Source organism: Corynebacterium sp. (genome assembly GCF_022712275.1).
GTDB lineage: Bacteria > Actinomycetota > Actinomycetes > Mycobacteriales > Mycobacteriaceae > Corynebacterium.
In genome coordinates this window covers 65,101-84,881 of sequence record NZ_JALAGU010000053.1, presented here as the reverse complement: position 1 = coordinate 84,881, position 19,781 = coordinate 65,101, and the positions used below count along the sequence as shown (strand labels likewise).

Annotated in this window: 17 protein-coding genes and 1 tRNA gene; 10 read left to right on the top strand and 8 right to left on the bottom strand. The window is 67.9% G+C overall.

From position 1 onward, the window contains the following. Positions 1-2: 2 nt before the first annotated feature. Both Q0A27_RS13460 and Q0A27_RS13455 read right to left on the bottom strand, forming a co-directional pair. Positions 3-329: a hypothetical protein gene (locus Q0A27_RS13460; RefSeq protein ID WP_073884480.1), complete on the bottom strand. Its 327-nt coding sequence runs from the start codon at positions 327-329 to the stop codon at positions 3-5. A 45-nt stretch (positions 330-374) separates the two neighbouring features. Further along, positions 375-1,850: a threonine/serine exporter family protein gene (locus Q0A27_RS13455; protein ID WP_291476211.1), complete on the bottom strand. Its 1,476-nt coding sequence runs from the start codon at positions 1,848-1,850 to the stop codon at positions 375-377. Between the two features lie 153 nt (positions 1,851-2,003). Here Q0A27_RS13455 and Q0A27_RS13450 point away from each other — a divergent pair. The 5 genes from Q0A27_RS13450 (at position 2,004) to Q0A27_RS13430 (ending at position 7,238) form a co-directional block, all read left to right on the top strand. Beyond that, positions 2,004-2,076 (top strand) — tRNA-Thr (locus tag Q0A27_RS13450). 50 nt (positions 2,077-2,126) lie between these two features. After that, positions 2,127-2,336 (top strand): hypothetical protein, encoded by a 210-nt coding sequence (locus Q0A27_RS13445; protein ID WP_291476210.1) that lies wholly within the window; start codon positions 2,127-2,129, stop codon positions 2,334-2,336. 9 nt (positions 2,337-2,345) lie between these two features. Beyond that, positions 2,346-2,855 carry a GNAT family N-acetyltransferase gene (locus Q0A27_RS13440; RefSeq protein WP_073884482.1) on the top strand — a complete coding sequence of 170 codons (510 nt, stop codon included), beginning with the start codon at positions 2,346-2,348 and terminating at the stop codon, positions 2,853-2,855. A gap of 115 nt (positions 2,856-2,970) precedes the next feature. Further along, positions 2,971-5,532: an ABC transporter ATP-binding protein/permease gene (locus Q0A27_RS13435; RefSeq protein WP_291476209.1), complete on the top strand. Its 2,562-nt coding sequence runs from the start codon at positions 2,971-2,973 to the stop codon at positions 5,530-5,532. Further along, positions 5,532-7,238 carry an ABC transporter ATP-binding protein gene (locus tag Q0A27_RS13430; RefSeq protein ID WP_291476208.1) on the top strand — a complete coding sequence of 569 codons (1,707 nt, stop codon included), beginning with the start codon at positions 5,532-5,534 and terminating at the stop codon, positions 7,236-7,238. Before Q0A27_RS13435 ends, Q0A27_RS13430 begins: the two co-directional genes overlap by 1 nt. Here the strand turns inward: Q0A27_RS13430 and Q0A27_RS13425 are convergent, their stop codons facing one another. Together Q0A27_RS13425 and nhaA are read right to left on the bottom strand one after the other, a co-directional pair. Further along, positions 7,239-8,555 carry an MFS transporter gene (locus tag Q0A27_RS13425; RefSeq protein ID WP_291476207.1) on the bottom strand — a complete coding sequence of 439 codons (1,317 nt, stop codon included), beginning with the start codon at positions 8,553-8,555 and terminating at the stop codon, positions 7,239-7,241. 120 nt (positions 8,556-8,675) lie between these two features. Continuing rightward, entirely contained in the window at positions 8,676-9,875 is a 1,200-nt protein-coding gene (gene nhaA / locus Q0A27_RS13420) for a Na+/H+ antiporter NhaA (RefSeq protein ID WP_291476206.1), read from the bottom strand. Positions 9,876-9,911: 36 nt separating this feature from the next. Here nhaA and Q0A27_RS13415 point away from each other — a divergent pair, with 36 nt between their 5' ends. Continuing rightward, on the top strand, positions 9,912-10,796 hold the full coding sequence (locus Q0A27_RS13415) for a squalene/phytoene synthase family protein (protein ID WP_291476205.1): 885 nt from the start codon (positions 9,912-9,914) through the stop codon (positions 10,794-10,796). Then, positions 10,793-12,421 carry a phytoene desaturase family protein gene (gene crtI / locus Q0A27_RS13410; protein ID WP_291476204.1) on the top strand — a complete coding sequence of 543 codons (1,629 nt, stop codon included), beginning with the start codon at positions 10,793-10,795 and terminating at the stop codon, positions 12,419-12,421. Before Q0A27_RS13415 ends, crtI begins: the two co-directional genes overlap by 4 nt. Before the next feature lie 40 nt (positions 12,422-12,461). Here the strand turns inward: crtI and Q0A27_RS13405 are convergent, their stop codons facing one another. Beyond that, positions 12,462-13,184, bottom strand: coding sequence for a L,D-transpeptidase (locus tag Q0A27_RS13405; RefSeq protein ID WP_291476203.1), 723 nt, complete (start codon positions 13,182-13,184; stop codon positions 12,462-12,464). Between the two features lie 159 nt (positions 13,185-13,343). Here Q0A27_RS13405 and Q0A27_RS13400 point away from each other — a divergent pair, with 159 nt between their 5' ends. Next, on the top strand, positions 13,344-14,078 hold the full coding sequence (locus Q0A27_RS13400) for a response regulator transcription factor (protein ID WP_041629794.1): 735 nt from the start codon (positions 13,344-13,346) through the stop codon (positions 14,076-14,078). Positions 14,079-14,142: 64 nt separating this feature from the next. After that, the gene (locus Q0A27_RS13395) at positions 14,143-15,663 is read left to right on the top strand and encodes a cell wall metabolism sensor histidine kinase WalK (protein ID WP_291476329.1); all 1,521 of its coding nucleotides are present in this window, start codon (positions 14,143-14,145) and stop codon (positions 15,661-15,663) included. Between the two features lie 26 nt (positions 15,664-15,689). Here the strand turns inward: Q0A27_RS13395 and Q0A27_RS13390 are convergent, their stop codons facing one another. From Q0A27_RS13390 to Q0A27_RS13380, 3 genes are all read right to left on the bottom strand, one after another. Continuing rightward, positions 15,690-16,415, bottom strand: coding sequence for an alpha/beta fold hydrolase (locus Q0A27_RS13390; protein ID WP_291476202.1), 726 nt, complete (start codon positions 16,413-16,415; stop codon positions 15,690-15,692). A gap of 596 nt (positions 16,416-17,011) precedes the next feature. Next, on the bottom strand, positions 17,012-18,019 hold the full coding sequence (locus tag Q0A27_RS13385) for an alpha/beta fold hydrolase (RefSeq protein WP_291476201.1): 1,008 nt from the start codon (positions 18,017-18,019) through the stop codon (positions 17,012-17,014). Between the two features lie 6 nt (positions 18,020-18,025). After that, positions 18,026-18,454, bottom strand: a complete 429-nt coding sequence (locus tag Q0A27_RS13380) for an HIT family protein (RefSeq protein ID WP_291476200.1) — start codon at positions 18,452-18,454, stop codon at positions 18,026-18,028. Positions 18,455-18,497: 43 nt separating this feature from the next. Between Q0A27_RS13380 and purD the strand changes: the two genes are divergently transcribed. Next, positions 18,498-19,778, top strand: coding sequence for a phosphoribosylamine--glycine ligase (purD, locus tag Q0A27_RS13375; protein WP_291476199.1), 1,281 nt, complete (start codon positions 18,498-18,500; stop codon positions 19,776-19,778). Positions 19,779-19,781: the final 3 nt, after the last annotated feature.

Sequence of the window (19,781 nt, the reverse complement as noted above, 5' to 3'; positions counted from 1 at the left end):
TATCAGTCCTTGTCGGCGGTCTTCTTGGCGGCGGCCTTCTTGGTCGTCTTCTTCGCCGCGGCCTTCTTCGTGGTCTTCTTGGCGGCGGCCTTCTTCGTCGACTTCTTCCGGCTCTTCTTCTCCGGCTCCGGCTCGGCGAACTCGGCGGCGACCTTGCGGTGGATCAGCCCCTCCGGCTCGACACCCAGCATGCACATCAGGGTGGCGGCGTCGAGATGGTCCTTGGCGTAGGTGGCGACGATCCGCTGGGCTGCGGCGGCGGTGTCCCCCTCCACGGTGTGCAGGGATTCTGCGCTGGTGGTCTGGTTGTCGGTGACCTTCGGCGGCACTGGTGCTCCCTCTAGAGATGATCGTGCGGTTGCAAGGCTCCCATCTTACCTGCGACGTCGGCGGCCCGCACGTTCCACCCGGAGTTTCCAGTGCCGCGGCGCACGGCGTGCACGGGGCCGTCGCAGACCCAGGTCGCGGTGCAGGATCCGGGGTTTACGCAGGCGTCGGGCGATCCACTCGCCGAAGGTCACACCGGCCGCCAGGGCGGTCGCCGTGGCCAGGGCGATACCGAGACTGGACAGGCCCAGGACCAGCTGGTCGGAGAGCAGCGAGTACATGCCGCGGTAGAGCGACAGACCCGGCAGTAGCGGGGTGATGCCCGCGATAGCGGTGATCTGCGGGGGAATGAGGAAGCGGCGGGAGAGCAGACCGCCGGCCAGGCCGATGAGCACGGCGACCGCCCCGACGGCGGTCACCGAATCCATCCCGATGAGCGGCATCGCCAACTGGTGGAAGGTGAAGACGACGAAGGTGGTGAATGTCGCGACGATGAGAGCGCGACGGTCGCAGAACTCGGCGATACAGAAGAACATCGCCGCACCGACGCCACCGAGAATCCGTAGCGCCACCCCGCTCACACCGCCGAGGTCCGAGGTGGAGGTGTCCAACGGAGGCAGCGTCATGCCCAGGCGGCTCATCAACTGGATACCGATCGCCACACCGGCGATGATGCCGCCGGTCATGAGGACGGTCTCGAAGAACCGGGCCGACGCAGTCACCGGCGCACCTGTCACCCCGTCCTGCAGTGCCTGGACCAGCGTCAGGCCGGCGAGCATGGCGACGATACAGGATGCGATGACGATCGACGGCGAGACATGGACGTGCAGGTCCCGGGCGAAACTGTAGGTCAGGGCCGCGGGGATCGTCGCGATGACGCCGCCGATGAGGTTCTGGAAGAACAGCGGCAGTCGCTTCCCGCTGAGCCAGAGGGTCACCGACATGATGATGGTGGTGGTGACCAGTGCGATCAGTGAAATTACGGGTCCGCCGCCGAGGAGCAGTCCGACGGAGCCGGCGAAGCCGCCCCAGGCCGGGGGGATCCAGCGCATCCGGTAGGGCAGCGGACGCCGTTCGAGCTCCGTGACGATGTCTGTGGCCATCTCCACCGGGGTGGCGCCGTTGACGATGGAGCGGATCAGACGGTCAACCTCGGTCAGTCGGGAGAAGTCCGTGTTCAGCGCGTTGACGACCCGGAAGGTGATGACCGGAGGATCGGAGTGGTCCGTGGTGCGGGTGTAGATCGTGATCGTGTTCAGTGTGATGTCCACATGGCAGCCGTAGAGGCCGTAGGACGAGGTCACGGCGAGGATCTGCGCCTTGGTGTCCGAGTTGCCGGTACCGGAGGAGAGCAGGAGGTCACCGATCCGGGCGGCGACGTCGGTGACGCGGTGGATGGCCAGGGGGTCGGTGAGATCCACCGGCGCCAGCGGCGAGGGTGGCGGCGCCATGCGGATCGTGTCGATGGTCGACCGGTTTCCGCCGAAGAGCAGGTCGGATGCCCGGTGCCGCAGATTCGTCATCTGTGTTCGCGTCCGTGTCGCGATGCCACCCATGAGACGTTTCCCTCCGACGTCGGTTCTGTCAGTCGTCACCCTACGACACTGCAGGACAGTGGGCGAAACCGCGGATCGGCGCCGGGCCTGATAGAGTCTCCGGCGGTGTATTTCACGCCCGCTGGAGTGGCGCAATCGGTAGCGCAACGGTCTTGTAAACCGTAGGTTGCGAGTTCAAGTCTCGTCTCCAGCTCTCTGACCAGGTAAAACCCGGTTCAAGTTCCAGACTTGGACCGGGTTCGGTTGTTGCGGCGTTCCCGGGATCCGGAGGACGCCGAACTGCCGGAGCTTCCCGAGGTACCGCTGCGGCCCCTGCCACCCGAGGATCCGGTACCGCTGAGGGGCGGGTCCACCGCCGGTCCGGCCGGGGAGTCCGCGGTGGCGCCAGCAGAGGAGACGGTCATGGTGGCGACCACTGCGCCGACGACCGTGCCGCCCCTGGATGGTGGATAGACTTCGTCTGTGACCGACAACAGCATCAGTGTCCGCGATACCTGCGACACGGACCTCCCCGCCATCACCGAGATCTACAACGACGCGGTCGTCAACACGGTCGCCGTGTGGAACGACGACACCGTCGATGTCGACAACCGTCGCGACTGGCTCCGCGCGCACCGGGTGCCCGGCACGGTCGCGCTCACCGCCGTCGACGCCGGAGATCGTGTCCTCGGCTACGCCACCTACGGGGACTTCCGGAGCTACGACGGGTTCCGCGACACCGTCGAGAACTCGGTCTACGTCTCCTCGGACGCGCGTACCGGTGGCGTCGGTACCGCGCTGATGACCGAACTCCTCATCCGTGCGAGGGCTGAGGGCAAGCACGTCATGGTCGCGGCCATCGAGTCCGGGAACACGGCGTCGCTCAGGCTTCACGAGAAGCTCGGGTTCGCCACGGTGGGCGTCCTGCCGGAGGTGGGGACCAAGTTCGGACGCCGTCTCGGGATGACGCTCATGCAGATCACCCTCGACTGACCCCGGCTGATCCTCGACTGTCCCGTTACCGACCACGTACCCTTTCGGGTGTCCGCCCATCTTGGTATGGTGAGCCTTCTGTTACCTGAGTATCACTCGTAAAAGGAGGAACGCCGTGGGCAAGGGATTCCAGGGTGCTCTGCTGCGTACGCTCGGCGCGAAAGAGCACCGGATCACCGTCGTCGACAAGGAGCAGGTGACGGAGCATTTCCTCCGTATCCGGTTCAGGGAGGACCCGGACAAAGCTGTCCTCGAACCTGACGGCGAATCGCCCGGCGCCTTCCTCCGTGCCTGGTTCCCGGACCCTGACGGCGGTGCGAAACTCCACCAGCGCGGCTACACGATCGCACGTTCAGATCCGGCGTCCGGTGAGTTCGACATGGAGTTCGTCATCCACCAGCCCTACGGCCCGGCGTCCTGGTGGGCGGTGAACTGTGAACCGGGCGACGAACTTGCCGCGATGCGTTACGGCGACGTCTCCTTCGAACCCCTCGACCCCGCGCCTGCGGGATACCTGCTGCTCGGCGATCTCGCCGCCCTGCCGGCGATCCGTGCAGTCGCGGCTACCGTCCCCGAGGACAGTGAGGTGATCATCTACCTCGAGAAGCACTCCGACGCGGACTCCGACGTGCCCCTGCCTGAAGGTCCGAACATCACCGCGGCGTGGATCGACGAGATCCCCGACGGACAGACGCTGGCACAGGCGCTCAGCGGCCGCGACTGGTCCGACTGGTACGCCTGGGTCACCGCGGAGACCACCGCCACCAGACACGCCCGCACTGTCCTGCAGCGTGAACACAATCTGAGTCGTGCGACGCTGCATGCCCAGGCCTACTGGGTCCGGGGCAAGGGGATGGGCAAGTCCGAGGTCCTCGACGAGGCGAACGCCGACGCACCGGACACCACCTCGCCTGCCGCCGGTGCGAGCGACTCCCCGGCGCAGGACGCCACCCCGTCCGAGAGCGTCCTCTCCGGCGCGGCGGTCCCGATGGTCATCGCCGGAGTCGCACAGGCGCTGCTCTCGGTGCTGCAGATCGTGCCGTTCATCCTGTTCGCCGAACTGGCCCGCAGGTTCCTCGCAGGCACCGACCGCGACGAGGTGGTGCGCATCGCCGTCATCGCACTGGTCATCATGGGTGTCTCGGCACTCGGTACCGCACTGCTGGTCTTCGGCACCCACCTTTTCGACTCCTCCTTCGCCGCGGCGCTGCGCAAGCGGCTCACCGGCAAACTCTCCCGCCTGCCGCTGGGCTGGTTCCAGGACCGTTCGGCGACCGAGGTGAAGAAGCTCGTCGCCGACGATGTCTCCGCCCTGCACTACCTGGTCACCCATGCGGTGCCGGACCTGGTCGCCGCGGTGGTCACTCCGGTGGCGACACTGATCTACCTGTTCACCGTCGACTGGCGGCTGGGCCTGGTGCTCTTCATACCCATCATCATCTTCATCAAGGTGATGGTCGGGATCTCCATCGAGGAGAAGGACGGCACCGTCCAGACCATGCGTCGGATGTCGCTGTTGTCCGGGCAGACACAGACCTTCCTCGCCGACCGCGAGGTCTCCCAGGTCTTCGGCGACCGCTCCCTGGTCGATCTGCCCGGGACCCTCGAGGAAGCCGGCGATTTCACCGACGCGGTACAGCGCAAGACCGGTACCCGCAAGATCCTCGCGGTGATGATCAACCGGCCGACCACCACGCTCGGCATCATCGTCGTCGCCGCCTGGCTGCTCATGCTGCCGGGCTGGGTCAGCGTCCACGACCTCGTTCCCTTCCTCATCCTCGGCCCGGCCTTCGGTGGACAGCTCGTCGCGATCTCCGGCGGTGTCGGGGTCCTCATGATGTCCCTGGACGCCCGCAGTGGTCTGGAACTGCTGCTGTCCACCCCGGAACTCGCCGGTCCGGCGAACCGGCCGGGGTCGGAAGGGCACGTCGTCTTCGACGACGTCACCTTCCGCTACACCCCGGAGCGTCCGGTGCTGCAGGACCTCTCCCTGTCGCTGGAGAAGGGCACCGTCACCGCACTGGTCGGTCCCTCGGGCGCCGGAAAGTCCACGGTCGGTGCACTCATCGCCCGGCTGTGGGACCCGCAGGCCGGGTCGGTGAGCGTCAACGGTCGCGACATCCGTGAGATGGACGTCGACGAGCTGTACTCGACCGTCACCATTCTGCTGCAGGACGTGCAGCTGGTACGCGGCACGGTCCGGGAGAACATCGCCCTGACCCGGCCGGACGCCACCGAGGAGCAGATCGTCGCCGCAGCGACCGCGGCCCGGATCCATGACCGGATCGGTGAACTACCCGACGGCTACGACACTGTCGTGGACGCCGCCCACCTCTCCGGCGGTGAACGTCAGCGCATCGGCATCGCCCGCGCGTTGCTCGCCGACACCCCCGTGGTCGTGCTGGATGAGGCCACCGCCTCGGCCGACCCGGACTCCGAGTGGGAGATCCGGCAGGGTCTCGACGAACTGCTGGTGGGACGCACCGTGGTGATGATCGCCCACCGGCTGCACACCATCGCCCGCGCCGACCGGATCCTGGTGATGGATGCCGGACGGATCGTCGAGGACGGTACCCACGCGACACTCATCGACGCCGGCGGGACCTATGCGTCCCTCTGGCACGACGCGAACGACGAGAGCGATCCGACCAACGCCCACGAGACCGAGGTGCACTGATGCTCACCAGACTCCACACCGTCACCTGCGGAGGACGGACCTTCCGGATCTACCTCCTGCTCGTCGTCCTGTCCACGGTCCTGCAGGTCGCGGCGATCATCACACTGTTCCCGCTGTGCCGGGACCTGTTCTCCGACGACCCGGCGTCCGCCGGCTGGTGGGTGCTGCTCATGGTGGTGCTCATCGCCGTGTGCTGGGTCGTCGACATCCTGGCCGCCCACCGGGGACTCGATCTCGGACTGGCGGTCATGCGCCGTATCCAACGTGCCACCCCGGACGCCCTGCTCGCCTGGCCGGAGTCCCGCTTCACCCCGACGATGACCGCGGACCTGCGCCGACTGCTGTCACAGGGGGCGACCGAGGCCAGTTCCTCGGTGGTGCTCGCGTTCACCCCGCTGGCCACCGCGGTCATCTACGTCTTCGCCCTCGGGGTCGGGCTGCTGTTCGTCCACGTCCCCGCCGGGCTGGTGACGCTGTTCGGTGGCGCCCTCGCCATCGGTGCGCTGTGGGCGAGTACCCGCCTGGAGGCCCGTGCCGACCGGCAGTTCGAGGAGGCGACCGGTGAGGTGGACTCCCGGTTGTTCGAGTTCGCCGTCGCCCAGCCGTCACTGCGCACCGGCCGACAGGCAGGCGCCGGTGCCCGACTGGTGGACCGGGCGGTGTCCGGGAACCGCAGCCGGGTCCTCAGACTGCTGCTCTGGCAGATCCCCGGGGAATTCCTGTTCAGCCTGGTGACCCAGGGCGTCCTGCTTGCCTTCGGCGTGGTGATCTGGATGGGCTACGACGGCGGTTCCCTCAGCGCCGTCGAGGCGGCGACCATGGTGATCGTGCTGCTCCGGGTCGTTGAACAGGTCTCCGCGGTGGCGGGCCTGTCCGCCGGAGTGAACAACTTCAACCGCAGCCTGGACCTCGCCGCGCAGGTCGTGAAGACCACACCGGTGCGCCCGGTGGCGATCACGACCGGGGCAGCACCGGCCGTGCAGCTCGACGGGGTAGACGTCACCTTCCCGGACGGCACCACCGGCCTGCAGGACGTGGACCTCACTGCCGCGCCGGGCAGCGTCACCGTCGTCATCGGAGCCTCCGGCTCCGGCAAGACCACCCTACTGCGTACGCTGGCCGGTCTGACCCCGCCGGACGCCGGTGCACTTACTCTCGACGGGACGCCTGCGGGCCCCGCCGAACTGCGCGGCAGCGCGACATTCGCCTTCCAGCACACCGTCCTCAATGCGGGGACGCTGCGGGAGAACCTGCTCACCGTGAACCCGGACCTCACTGACGCGGACCTGGACCGGATCGGAGCGGACGCCCGGCTCACCCCGCTGCTGGAGGCTGCACCCGACGGCTGGGACACCCCGGCCGGTGAACTCGGTGCGCAGCTCTCCGGTGGTGAGCGTCAGCGGGTCGGTATCGCCCGTGCCCTGGCCAAGCCGGCCCGCGTCCTGCTCATCGACGAGGCGACCTCCGCCCTGGACACCACCAGTGAGCGTGCGGTCGTCGAGGCGGTCAGGCGGGTCCGCGACGACTACACGACCGTCATCGTCACCCACCGTCCGGCGATGCTGGACATCGCCGACCGGGTGGTCGTCATGGCCGGCGGACGTGTCGTCGAGGCCGGTGCCCCGGCGGATCTGGAGGCAGCGGGTGGCGAGTATGCCCGACTGCTGGCCGGCTGGCGTGCTGCCGCGGACTGGCAGGTGCGGTAGTTACCGCGCTGTCTTGAGCAGTAGCGCGACACCGACGAGCAGCACCAGACCGATGCCGAGGATGCCGGCGCGGTCATTGCCGGCGATCCCGGTGAACAGGGCGAACATGGCCGGTGCGAGCCAGCTCACCGCGCGTCCGGTGGTGGCGTAGAGGCCGAACATCTCGCCCTCGCGTCCCGGCGGGCAGATCCGGGACAGGTAGGAGCGGGACGCCGACTGCGCCGGGCCGACGAACAGGCACAGGGCCAGTCCGAAGATCCAGAACATCAGCGGTCCGGAGACGATGAAGAGCACCAGGGCAATGGCGACCATGAGCATCAGGGAGACGGCGATGACCGGTACGGGGCCGCGGCTGTCGTCGAGGCGTCCCGCCAGCAGGGCGCCGAGGGCGGCGACGACATTGGCGCCGACACCGAAGATCAGGACGTCGGCGTCCGTCAGCTCGTAGACGGAGACCGCGAGGATCGCGCCGAAGGTGAACACGCCGGCCAGGCCGTCGCGGAAGATGGCAGACGAGATGAGGAACCACACGGTCTTGCGGTCGGTGCGCCACAGCACGGCGATGTCATGGAACAGAGCCCGGTAGGAGTCCTTCCACCCGGTGGGTTCGGAGCCGTTGGGTTCGACCTCGGGGATGCGGCGGAACAGGGGGATCGCCGACAGGCCGAACCACACGGCGGCGAGCAGGGCGACGATGCGGACGTTCCAGCCGTCGTCGGTGGTGATGTTGAACAGGCCGCGGGTGTCTCCGTCGCCGGCGATGAAGCCGACGTAGCAGAACAGCAGCAGGAAGATTCCGCCGAAGTAGCCCATCGCCCAGCCGAAGCCGGAGGCCCGTCCGACGTTCTCCTTCGTGGAGACCTGGTTGAGCATCGCGAAGTAGCCGACCTCGGCGAACTGGAAGGTCACCGAGGCGACCGCCATGATCACCGCGCCCAGCCAGAAGTAGCCCGGGGCGTCGTCGCCGACGAAGACGAGCATGAGCATCAGCGCCACGGTGACCAGCGTCCATGTGCGCACCGCACTGCGGCGCTTCCCCCGGGCATCCGCGCGGCGTCCGACCACTGGGGCCGTCACCGCGATGATGACGCCGGCGACGGCGATGGCTGCGCCGTACCAGGTGGACGCGCTGACGGAGCCGCCGAGGGAGTCACCGACAGAGTCGGTGAGGTAGACGGAGAAGATGAAGGTGACGAGGACGGCGTTGAAGGCGGCGGAGCCGAAGTCCCAGAAGGCCCAGGCGGTGACCGTGCGGCGGTCGGTACGGGCTGTCGTGGTGGGGGCGGCGGTGTCAGGTGCCGGGACGGGGGCGGTCATGCCCTAGAGGATACGGTGCGCGACGAAACCATCCGTGAAGGTGGTGGCGTACACAATCGTCACGGATCGTGCCGCTACAGTGTCCGGACACTGCGAATCTGTCACGATCGTGTACAGACGTCACTGCGCCGCCCGGGCGTGCTTCCGGTTCCTCACCGTCAGATACGCCCCGCCGAGGATGGCCGAGAGCAGCGACGCCGTGAGTACGCCGACCTTCGCGTGGTCGTCGAGCACGGTACCTGCCCCGAAGGTCAGCTCACTGACCAGCAGGGAGACAGTGAAGCCGATGCCGGCGACCATGCCCATGCCGATGATGTCCGGCCACTTCAACGACGGGGCCAGCGCCATGCCGGGAAGCTTCGAGGCCAGCCAGGTCGTCAGCGTGATGCCCAGTGGCTTGCCGACGACCAGGGCGATGATCACACCGTAGGCCACCGGGTCGGTCCAGGAATCCGTCAACCCCGACCAGCCGCCGACGGTCACACCGGCGGCGAAGAAGGCGAACACCGGCAGCACAACCAGCGACGACCACGGGCCGAGCGCCGCCGAGAACTGCCGCGAGGTCTCCTTGCCCGCCCGGGACTTCACCGGGACCATGAAGCCGAGGACCACCGCCGAGATCGTGGCGTGGATCCCGGAATGGTGCACCAGTGCCCAGGTCACCACCGCCAGCGGCGCCAGCACCCACCACTGGTCGACGCCCCGCTGCGTACACACCGCGAACAGGACCAGTGGCACCAGCGCGAGCAGCAGGAACCCCAGGTTGAGATCGTCGGCGAAGAAGAAGGCGATGATGAGGATGCCGATGAGGTCGTCGACGACAGCCAGCGTCAGCAGGAACACACGCAACCGTTGCGGCAGATTCGACCCCACCACGGCGAGGACGGAGACCGCGAAGGCGATGTCGGTGGCCGCCGGGACCGCCCAACCTGAGGTGTCGCCACCGCTCGCCGCGGCATTCACCACGGTGTAGAGGATCGCCGGCACCGCGACACCACCGCAGGCCGCGAGCACCGGCACCAGTGCGTCCTGTACCCGGCGCAGTGCACCGGTGAGGAACTCCTGCTTCAGCTCCAGTCCGGTGACGAAGAAGAAGACCGCCAGCAGACCGTCGGATGCCCACTCACCGACGCTGAGGTGCAGATCCGCCCACTCCGGGCCGGTCTCGGCGTCCCGCAGCCCGGAGTAACCCCCGGAAAACCCGCTGTTCGCCCAGACCAGCGCGATGACCGTCGCGATGAGGAGGAGGATGCCGCCGCCCTTGTCGGTGATGAGGAATCGCACGGCGCGGGTGAACGGGGTGGGGCTGGGACCGGTCATGGTGGGAAACGGTACTCCTGACGGTACGGTTGATCCGTGACATGGCGCAGTACTGAGAGGACCGACGACCGGTACCAGGCGATGGCCGACCGGGTCGCCGCCGACGTCATCGCCCATTACTCGACCTCCTTCACTCTGGCCACGCGCCTGCTGTCCCCGCCGGTGCGTCGCGATGTGTGCAACCTCTACGCCGTCGTCCGGATCGCCGACGAGATCGTCGACGGTGCCGCAGCAGCTGCGGGGGAGGACGCCACGGGCATCCGCGCACTCCTCGACGGGTACGGGGACGCCGTGCTCACCGCCGCAGACTCCTCCGCCCCCGCCTTCCACACCGACCCGGTGCTGCACGCCTTCGCCGGTACCGCCCGCCGCTGCAACCTGGACCCGGCACATCTGCAGGCCTTCTTCGCCTCGATGCGCGCCGATCTGGCCCCCGACGTCCACGATGACGCCAGCCTCGCCGCCTACATCCACGGTTCGGCCGAGGTCATCGGCCTGATGTGTCTCGACATCTTCCGCGCCCACGGAACCGCCACCGGGGATCCGGAGTGGCTGGCCGAGGGGGCGGCGTCGCTCGGATCGGCGTTCCAGAAGGTCAACTTCCTGCGCGACATCGGTGCGGACTCCACTGTCCTGCACCGCCACTACCTTCCCGACGATCTCACCGAGGACGCCAAGCACGCCCTGCTCGACGAGTGTGTCGCGGAACTGGATGCCGGGTGCTCGCGCATCCCGGCCCTGCCCCGGGGAGCCCGTGCCGGGGTCGCCGCCGCAGCCGCGCTGTACCGGGCACTCGTCGACCGGCTGCGGGAGACCCCCGCCACCGACCTCACCGGTGCGGACGCGGTGCGGGTCAGCGTGCCCTCCCGGGTGAAGACGGTGGTCACCCTGCGTGCCGTGGGGAAGGCGGTGCTGTCATGACGCGGGACATGCAGAGCGTGGTCGTCATCGGCGGCGGCGTGGCAGGTCTGGCGACCGCCGGACTGCTCGCCCGCAACGGTCATGCGGTGACTCTGCTGGAGAAGGGGGACTCCGTCGGCGGTCGTGCCGGGTCCCTCACCGTCGATGACGCCCCGGGGTTCCGCTGGGACACCGGCCCGAGCTGGTATCTCATGCCCGAGGCTTTCGACCGGTTCTTCGGACTCATGGGCACCTCGACGGAGGCGGAGCTCGACCTGGTGGACCTGCACCCGGGGTACCGCGTCCTGCCCGAGGGACTGGATCCGGTGGACGTCCCCGTCGGGGAGGACGCGGTGGCGTCCCTGTTCGAGGAGATCGAACCGGGGGCGGGGGAGAAGGTCCGCCGCTACCTCGCCGAGGCCGGCGACACCTACCGCATCGCCGTGGACCGGTTCCTCTACACCCACTTTTCCTCGCCGCGTCCATTCCTGGGACTGCCGGTGCTGCGCCGGGCAGGACGCCTGGTCCGGCTGCTCACCGGCTCGCTGGAGAACCTCGTCAACGCCCGGTTCTCCGACCGACGGCTGCGTCAGATCCTGTCGTACCCCGCGGTGTTCCTGTCCTCGCGCCCGTCGGCGACGCCGGCGCTGTACCAGCTCATGAGCTACACCGACCTGGTCCAGGGCGTGAAGTACCCGCTCGGCGGGTTCACTGCGGTGGTGGACGCACTGCGCTGCCTCGCCGAGGACAACGGCGCCGTCATCCGCACAAATGCGGAGGTCACCCGGATCCGGACCGACCGGGTGTCCGCCAATCCGTTGCGCCGGGTGCCCGGACTGGGGCGGATCTGGCCGCAGCGTGCCCGGGCGACCGGGGTGGAACTCGCCGACGGTACCGTGCTGGACGCCGACCTCGTCGTCAGTGCCGCTGACCTGCACCACACGGAGAATGTTCTGCTTTCGGCCGGTCTGCGTACGTATCCGGAACCGCATTGGACACGGGCGGACGCCGGGGTCGGCGCGGTCGTCGTGATGCTCGGCATCCGCGGCGCACTGCCGGAGCTCGCTCATCACACCCTCATCTTCAGTGAGGACTGGACGCCGGACTTCGCCGCGGTCTTCGACAGTGACGCATCCGGTAGCGGGGCATCCCGTTCCGTCTACGTCTCGAAGCCGTCCGCGACGGATCCCGACGTTGCGCCGGACGGGTACGAGAACCTCTTCGTCCTGGTCCCGGTGACCGCTGATCCCGGCCTCGGTGGCGGGTCGGCCTACAGTGCCGACGGGATCGGTTCGGCGCGGGTCGAGCAGATCGCCGATGCGGTGGTGGACCTCATCACCGAGCGTGCCGGGATCGACGACCTGGCGTCCCGTATCGAAGTCCGCCGCACGTTGGGGCCGGCGGACTTCGCCGCGCGGTACCACTCCTGGCACGGCTGGGCGCTGGGGTTGGCGCACACCCTGCGCCAGTCGGCGTTCTTTCGTGGGACGAACCGCTCGCGAGCCGTGGAGAATCTCTTCTACGCCGGGTCGACGACCACGCCCGGTGTCGGCGTGCCGATGTGCCTGATCAGTGCGGAGAACGTGCTGAGCCGGCTGGTGGGAGGACGGGGTACGGCAGACATGACGGAGCCCCGCACATCCTGAGTCGTGTGCGGGGCCCGTGGTGTCGGCCGGGAAGCAGGGTCTAGTAGATGAAGACCTCGTCGCCCTCGTTGAGGGAGTTGAAGAAGACGTCGTCATCGTCGCCACCGAGATGGATGCATCCGGCGGAGTCCACGTCCGGGTCGCCACCGTGGAAGGCATGACCTGACCAGGTGAAGTACACGGAGTTCGGCATCGGGGCGTCGTTGAACTCGCGGCTGATCTCATCCTTGACCTTGTAGGTCACGTGGAAGGTGCCACGCGGGGTCTCGGTGTCCGCACCCGGGGCGCCGGAGGAGATGTAGACCGGACCGTAGACGGTGTTGCCACCGTCGGTCAGCCAGGCACGGCGACCGTCGAGATCGACGCAGGCCTTCGCGGTGGCGGGGCACGGCGTGTTCGTCGTGTCGTTCCAGGCGTCCTGGCGGGCCTGCTCGGCAGCGGCGGCTTCCGCGGCTGCACGGGCGGCCGCACGCTCGTCGAGCGCGCCCGGGGCGACGGCGTTGGTGAGGTCGGTGACGCCCTGCTCGTAGACGTCACGGAATTCCTCCGGCACCTGGCCGGACTGCTCCAGAGCACCGTCGTGGGCGTCGAGCGCACCATCGGTGACCTGCGCACGGAGGTCATCGAGCGGGTTTGCCATGGCGGGGGCGGCACCGAGGCCGGCAAGGGCCGCCGTGGAAGCGCCGACGAGGGCGATGTTCCGGCGGGTGTGGGTGTGGGAGACCGCGCGGTGGCGTCCATGGTAGGTGTAGTTCGTAGTCACGGGGAGACACTTTAGCTGTTCAGCGGGTGGTTGACCAGAACGTTGACCGGAACTCAGTCGGCTGTGGGGTGTCGGTGTCGGTGAATCCCCGGCAGTTCCACAGGTAAAGTACAGGAGGTATGCACCCGTTTTCCGGGGTGTCTGTCCACACTAGGAAGCATGACCGTGCCGCTCACCCATCAGAATCATCAGACCGTCTCCACTCACGACACCCGGGTACTCGTCGTCGATGATGAAGCCAACATCGCCGACCTCATCAAGGCCCGCCTCGAGTTCCAGGACTTTGACGTGCGCACCGCCAACGACGGCGCGTCCGCCCTGGAGATCGCCAAGGACTTCCAGCCGGACGCCTACATCCTCGACGTCATGATGCCGGGGATGGACGGCTTCACCGTGCTCAACAAGCTCCGCGAGGCAGGCGACGAGGCTCCGGTCCTCTTCCTCACCGCCAAGGACGCCGTCGACGACCGTATCCACGGCCTGACCCTCGGCGCCGACGACTACGTCACCAAGCCCTTCGCCCTGGAGGAGGTCATCACCCGACTGCGGGTGATCCTGCGCCGCGTCCAGCCGGAGGAGAAGGAGGACGAGTCACTGATCACCTACGCCGACCTCACCCTCTCCGACGACATGCACGAGGTGACCAAGGGTGGTCAGGTCGTCGACCTGTCACCCACCGAGTTCAAGCTGCTGCGTTACCTGCTCATCAATGCGGAGGTCGTCGTCTCCAAGGCGAAGATCCTCGACGCTGTATGGGAGTACGACTTCGGCGGCGACGGCAATGTTGTCGAATCCTACGTCTCCTACCTGCGTCGGAAGATCGACACGCAGGAGCCGCACCTGATCCACACCGTCCGTGGTGTCGGGTACGTCCTGCGCATGCCGCGTAACTGACGCCTGACCAGAACACACCCAGCGCGCAACTGACACGGAACTGAGGTACTGACCTGTGGTGAGCATGCGGTCCGGCGGTCGGACGGGGACGAAGGACAGGAGTGCGCGCCGCTATCCGGGTGTCTTCCTGTCCCACTTCCCGCTCCGTGTGTCACTCGTCCTCGTGATGACGACGATGGCTGCGCTCGGTCTCGCCGTCTCCGGCGCGGTCGTCAGCGGGATGATGCAGCAGTTCCTCACCAACCGGGTCGATGAGCAGCTCACCACCGCCACCCACGACTGGGCGAGCCGCCCGGTGGAGGACCTGGAGACCTCGGCCGGTGGTAAAGCGGGGCCGTCGAGTCCGCCGAGTCAGTTCTTCGTGGTCATCTACGACACCGAAGCCGAGGGGTGGAGCACGTCCATCAATCCACTGGAGAACAGGTCCGCCCCGGATGTCTCGACGATCACCGAGGCCACCCCACCGGTGACAGTGCCTGCTTTCGGGGGCTCGGAGAGCTCCACACCCTGGCGCGCCGCCGCGGTGGTCAACGATGACGGGAAAGTCGTCGTCATCGCTCTGCCGATGGCGGGCGAGTACCACATCATGCACCAGCTCCTCGTCGTGCTGGTGACGATCGGCGCCATCGTCCTGGTGCTGCTGGTGGCAGGCAGTCTCTATCTCATCCGGCGTGCTCTGCAGCCGCTGTACCTGGTGGAGCGCACCGCCGGGCGGATCGCCAAGGGGCAGCTCGACGAGCGTGTCCCCGAGTGGTCGCCGAACACCGAGGTCGGTCGTCTCTCCGGCGCGCTCAACCGGATGCTCGCCCAGATCCAGGGTGCGTTCATCGCCACCAACCGCTCGGAGAAACAGGCGCGTGAGGCAGAGGCGTCGATGCGCCGCTTCATCGGGGACGCCTCCCACGAACTCCGCACGCCGTTGACAAGTGTCCGCGGCTACGCAGACCTGTACAAGTCAGGTGCCACCGAGGATGCGGACATGGTCATCGACCGGATCTCCTCGGAAGCCGGCCGAATGAGTCTGCTGGTCGAGGATCTGCTGACCCTGGTGCGCATGGACGAGGGGCGTCCGATGCGTCGTGAACCGGTGGACCTGCTGGACCTGGGGTTCGCCGCTGTGGAGAACGCACGTGCAGGGTTCCCGGGCCGCGCAGTGTCGCTGGTCAACGAGACCCGTTCGATCCCGGTGACCATCGGTGACTCTGACCGGCTGCACCAGGTCATCGGCAACCTCATGACGAATGCGCTGCGCCACGGTGGGGAGGGCGCTTCGGTGATCCTCAAGCTCACCCAGTCCGACCCCGGTGTCCAACCGGCGACCGTGGGTGTCGATGTCATCGACGACGGCGCCGGTATCCCCGCCGAGGATGTACCGCACCTGTTCGAGCGTTTCTACCGCGCCGACGTATCCCGGTCACGCGCGTCCGGCGGGTCCGGCCTGGGCCTGTCGATCGTCAAGAGCCTCGTCGAGGCGCACGGTGGCACGATCAACGTGGAGAGTGAGCTCGGTGAGGGCACGACCTTTCACGTGTCTCTGCCGGCGGCGGCGGAGATGCTCGACGAGAGTGAGATCGAGGAACTGTAGCCGGAGTTCCGGCTGCCCCGGCGGGGCTAGCTGAGCGCTTCGGCGACGAGGCGTCCGACCCGTCGGCTGTGGGGCAGTTTCTCGTGGGGAATACCGTCGATCTCGATGACCTCGGTGGGGCCACGGTGGGCGGGCGTTCCGGAGGCGGCGTCCTCGTCGGTGAAGGCCCGGGCCCGGTCAGTGGGAACGTAGGGGTCCCGGAGCGTGAGGATCTGGGTGACCGGGACCGTCGAACGGGTCGCGTAGTTCATCAGTCTCGCCATCTCGGAGGAGTCGGCGGGATGCCCGCGCCAGGCGGGGACGATGCGGGTGGCCAGCGGCATGATGCGCCGGAACCCGGTGACGCCACGGAAGTCCGCGCCGATGCCCACCAGGCGTCCGACCTTGCCCTGCAGTTCCGGGGTGCCGGACGCGGCGAGGGCCAGCAGTCCGCCCTGGGAGTGGCCGACGAGGTCGACGGTGCCGGCGTCTGCGACGATGTTCGCGAGTTTCTCGCGGACCTCGGTGAAGCTGTGGCGCAGCGGCATGGTGCCGTGGTGGCCGTAGGAGACGGAGAGGACGGGGTGGCCGGCGTCCTTCAGTGCGGCGGCGACACCGGTGAAGTTGCTGCGGGAGCCGACCGCACCGTGAACCAGGACGACCGGCCGGGTCGCCGGGTCGTCGGTGCGGGGATACGGACGCCGGTGGCGGGATTCGGCCCAGGCGTCATCGGGCAGGAGGTCGAGCAGTCGGCCCAGGAGTGGAATGTTCACTCCAGCTACTGTGCCACGGTCACATCCGGCGGCGGACAGGTGCCCGGTCGTGGGAGGAGACGGCACCGATGACAGCACCGGTGGCCTCGCTCTACGCGTCTTCCCCGTTCCGCGACGACCTGCCGCAGCAGGTGTAACCCGTGGACAGCGCCCGGCAGGGCGACGCGGACGTCGAGTCGGGCGAAGGGGTGGTTCGCGGGTGCGGAGTGAGGGGCTGGTCAGGTGCCGGAAAGGTCTGGCTCAGGTCTGGCTCAGGTCTGGTTCATGTCTGGGGTGCAGAACCATGAACCATTGGTAGGCCGGTGGAGTCAAACCGTGTATGGACGATAGGCAGGGCAATCGATTCTGTAGTGCCGTATTCGGTACCAGTCACTGACATGGGTAAGGGCATCGGGAAGCTCCTGGCACAGATGAGAACACAAGGGGCAGGGTGTGGCTGCGACGTTATGCTGCGGCATTGTGCATTCTCAACAACGTCCACTCCTGGGAAACCTGCAGGTAGACGTGATGTCCGCGTCCTGTAGTCGGTATTACAGAATGCATAATGTCTGACGGTGGGGTGGTGAGGCAAGAGGGGGCGAGGAACAGGGAACGCCCTAACCCTTCGCGTCCTCCAGCCGTTCCAGCGTCTCCTCCAGTGCCTCCACCAGGCGTTCGTGCACGATGCGCTGCACCTTCGGGTCCGAAGGCATCTCATTGTGCAGGACGCGACCGGCCCCGAGGTCCTGGATGAACTCGTTGGTGACCTCGACAGCTACCCGGTCGCCCGCGTCATCCACGGCATCCGGCTCCAGGAAGCCGGACTCCGCCGGCACGACCGTGGTGTCCACCTTCGTCGCGAAGCAGGTGTAGCGCACGCCCGGCCTCGTCTCCGGAGAATAGGACAGGTCACCCAGCAGCGGCGATCCGACGACCTGCTGCATCCCGGCCACACCCATCATCCGCGTCACCGTCGTCTCGGCGACTTTCGCCGCGAGCTCGTTCGTCGAGATCAGTGAGGTCAGCTGTGCGTTCACCGTGGTCCCGTGGTGCGGTGCGGACAGTGTGACGAGGTGGTGGACCTTCGAGTCGAAGTCCATCTGGTTGATGAGGTACCGGGCCAGCAGCCCGCCCTGGGAGTGAGCGACGATGTCGACCTTCTCCGCACCCGTCGCCGAAAGCACCTGGTCGATGTACGCGCCCACGTCCTTGGCGGACTGGCGGATCTCGCCGGTGCCGTGGCGTCCGTAGTCGGGGGCGAAGACCACGAAACCGTCATCGCGCAGATCGGTCACCAGGTTCTGCCACACCGACTTCGAGGAGATCGTGCCGTGGACCAGCACCACCGGGTACGGCCGGTACGCCGGTGGCTTCGCATGCCACAGGTCGTCGACGTAGCCGGCGAAACTCTGCCGGGCGCCCATCGGCACCGGCTCCTCACCCGGCGGCTGCGGGGCGAGCTTGACCAGCCGCGAGGTGAACCCGAAGGTGTTGCGCAGCCCGTCGGAGAACGAGGCCAGCTGCTCCGCCCACGAATGCTGTTCCGGATCGGCGGTCTCCTCGGCCGCCGCAGAGGTCAGCGCGTCGATATACGGGGCGAGGTCGTCATCGGAACGGTGGCTCACGGTCGCCTACTCGCTGACACCGGAGACACCCCGGGACTGCAGTCCGAGACGGATCTTCGCCGCCGCCTCCTCCATCTGCACCGGATCGGTCTCGTCCATGCCGAGGGCGTCGGCGAGGTTGTAGCCGGACATGTCGGCGGCGGGGAAGACGTGGATGTGGGTGTGGGGGACCTCGAACCCGGCGATGAGGTAACCGGCGCGCGGGCACTCGAACTGCTCCACGATCGCGGCCCCGACCTCCTGGGCGACCTCGTTGAGGTGGGCCCACAGTTCGGGTTCCAGGTCGGTCCAGCGGTCGACCTCCTCGACCGGCACCACGAGGGTGTGCCCGTAGGCGACCGGCTCGATGGTCAGGAAGGCGACGACGGTCTCGTCGCGGTACACGAAACGGCCGGGGATCTCGCCGGCGATGATCTTGCTGAAGACAGATGCCATGCTGCCGATCGTAGTCACACCTGAGCCGTTAAGATCGGGAGTCATGCGCACACTCGTCATCGGCAACGGAGCCCGCGAACACGCCCTGGCCTATTCCCTCTCGCTCGACCCCTCGGTGACGGAGGTGCACGTCGCCCCCGGTAACCCGGGCATCGGTGGCGTGGCCACCCTGCACCCCGGCATCAAAGGGGAGGACGCCGCGGCCGTCGTCGCACTCGCCCGGGAGCTGACCCCGGACCTCGTCGTCATCGGCCCGGAGATCCCGCTGGTCGCCGGTGTCGCCGACGCCCTGCGCGCCGAGGGTTTCGCCGTCTTCGGCCCTTCCGGATCCGCCGCCCGCATCGAGGGCTCCAAGGCCTTCGCCAAGGGGATCATGGCGTCCGCCGGTGTGAAGACAGCCCACGCCGAGGCCGTCGGCCCGGGTGCCTTCGACGAGGAGATCGGTGCCGCGATCGACCGCTTCGGCCCGACCTGGGTCGTCAAGGATGACGGGCTCGCCGGAGGCAAGGGCGTGGTGGTCACCCCCGACCGTGCCGCCGCCGTCCAGCATGTCCATGACGTCCACGCCGCCGGCAACCCGGTGCTGCTCGAGAGCTTCCTCGACGGCCCCGAGGTCTCCCTGTTCTGCCTGGTCGACGGTGAGACCGTCGTCCCGCTGCTGCCCGCCCAGGACCACAAGCGCGTCCGCGACAACGACGAGGGCCCGAACACCGGCGGCATGGGCGCCTACACCCCGCTGCCATGGCTTCCGGCTGATGGTGTCCAGCGCATCGTCGACGAGGTCTGCGTCCCCGTCGCGAAGCAGATGGTCGCCGAGGGCTGCCCGTTCTCCGGTCTGCTCTACGCCGGTCTGGCCTGGGGCTCGGCCGGCCCCGCGGTCGTCGAGTTCAACTGCCGCTTCGGGGACCCGGAGACCCAGGCCGTCCTCGACCTGCTGAAGACCCCGATCGGTGGAGTGCTGGCCGCCGTGGCGAACGGCACGCTGGCCGAGCTGCCCCCGCTGGAGTGGGACGACGGTTACGCGGTGACCGTCGTGCTCGCTGCGCAGGGTTACCCGGAGAAGCCGGTCACCGGTGTGGCGGTCTCCGGTGCCGCCGCCGGTGACGAGGCCCGGGGCATCCGCGCCGCCGGTGTCGCCGAGAAGGACGGTGCGCTGGTGTCCGCCGGTGGCCGCGTCCTCAATGTCATCGGCCGCGGGGCGACCCTGGAGGAGGCCCGCGCAAAGGCCTACGCCGAGCTGGAGACCATCGACCTGCCCGGTGGCCACTACCGGTCGGATATCGGCCTCGCCGCCGTCGAAGGCCGGATCGCGATCCCGGAGTAGCGC

What these genes read in the sequence shown, in the direction of transcription:
- Q0A27_RS13455 (WP_291476211.1), bottom strand. Translation starts at nt 1,850, where the DNA reads ATGACGAATCTGCGGCACCGGGCATCCGACCTGCTCTTCGGCGGAAAC.
- Q0A27_RS13430 (WP_291476208.1), top strand. Translation starts at nt 5,532, where the DNA reads ATGCTCACCAGACTCCACACCGTCACCTGCGGAGGACGGACCTTCCGG.
- Q0A27_RS13425 (WP_291476207.1), bottom strand. Translation starts at nt 8,555, where the DNA reads ATGACCGCCCCCGTCCCGGCACCTGACACCGCCGCCCCCACCACGACA.
- nhaA (WP_291476206.1), bottom strand. Translation starts at nt 9,875, where the DNA reads ATGACCGGTCCCAGCCCCACCCCGTTCACCCGCGCCGTGCGATTCCTC.
- crtI (WP_291476204.1), top strand. Translation starts at nt 10,793, where the DNA reads ATGACGCGGGACATGCAGAGCGTGGTCGTCATCGGCGGCGGCGTGGCA.
- Q0A27_RS13400 (WP_041629794.1), top strand. Translation starts at nt 13,344, where the DNA reads ATGACCGTGCCGCTCACCCATCAGAATCATCAGACCGTCTCCACTCAC.
- Q0A27_RS13395 (WP_291476329.1), top strand. Translation starts at nt 14,143, where the DNA reads ATGCGGTCCGGCGGTCGGACGGGGACGAAGGACAGGAGTGCGCGCCGC.
- Q0A27_RS13380 (WP_291476200.1), bottom strand. Translation starts at nt 18,454, where the DNA reads ATGGCATCTGTCTTCAGCAAGATCATCGCCGGCGAGATCCCCGGCCGT.
- purD (WP_291476199.1), top strand. Translation starts at nt 18,498, where the DNA reads ATGCGCACACTCGTCATCGGCAACGGAGCCCGCGAACACGCCCTGGCC.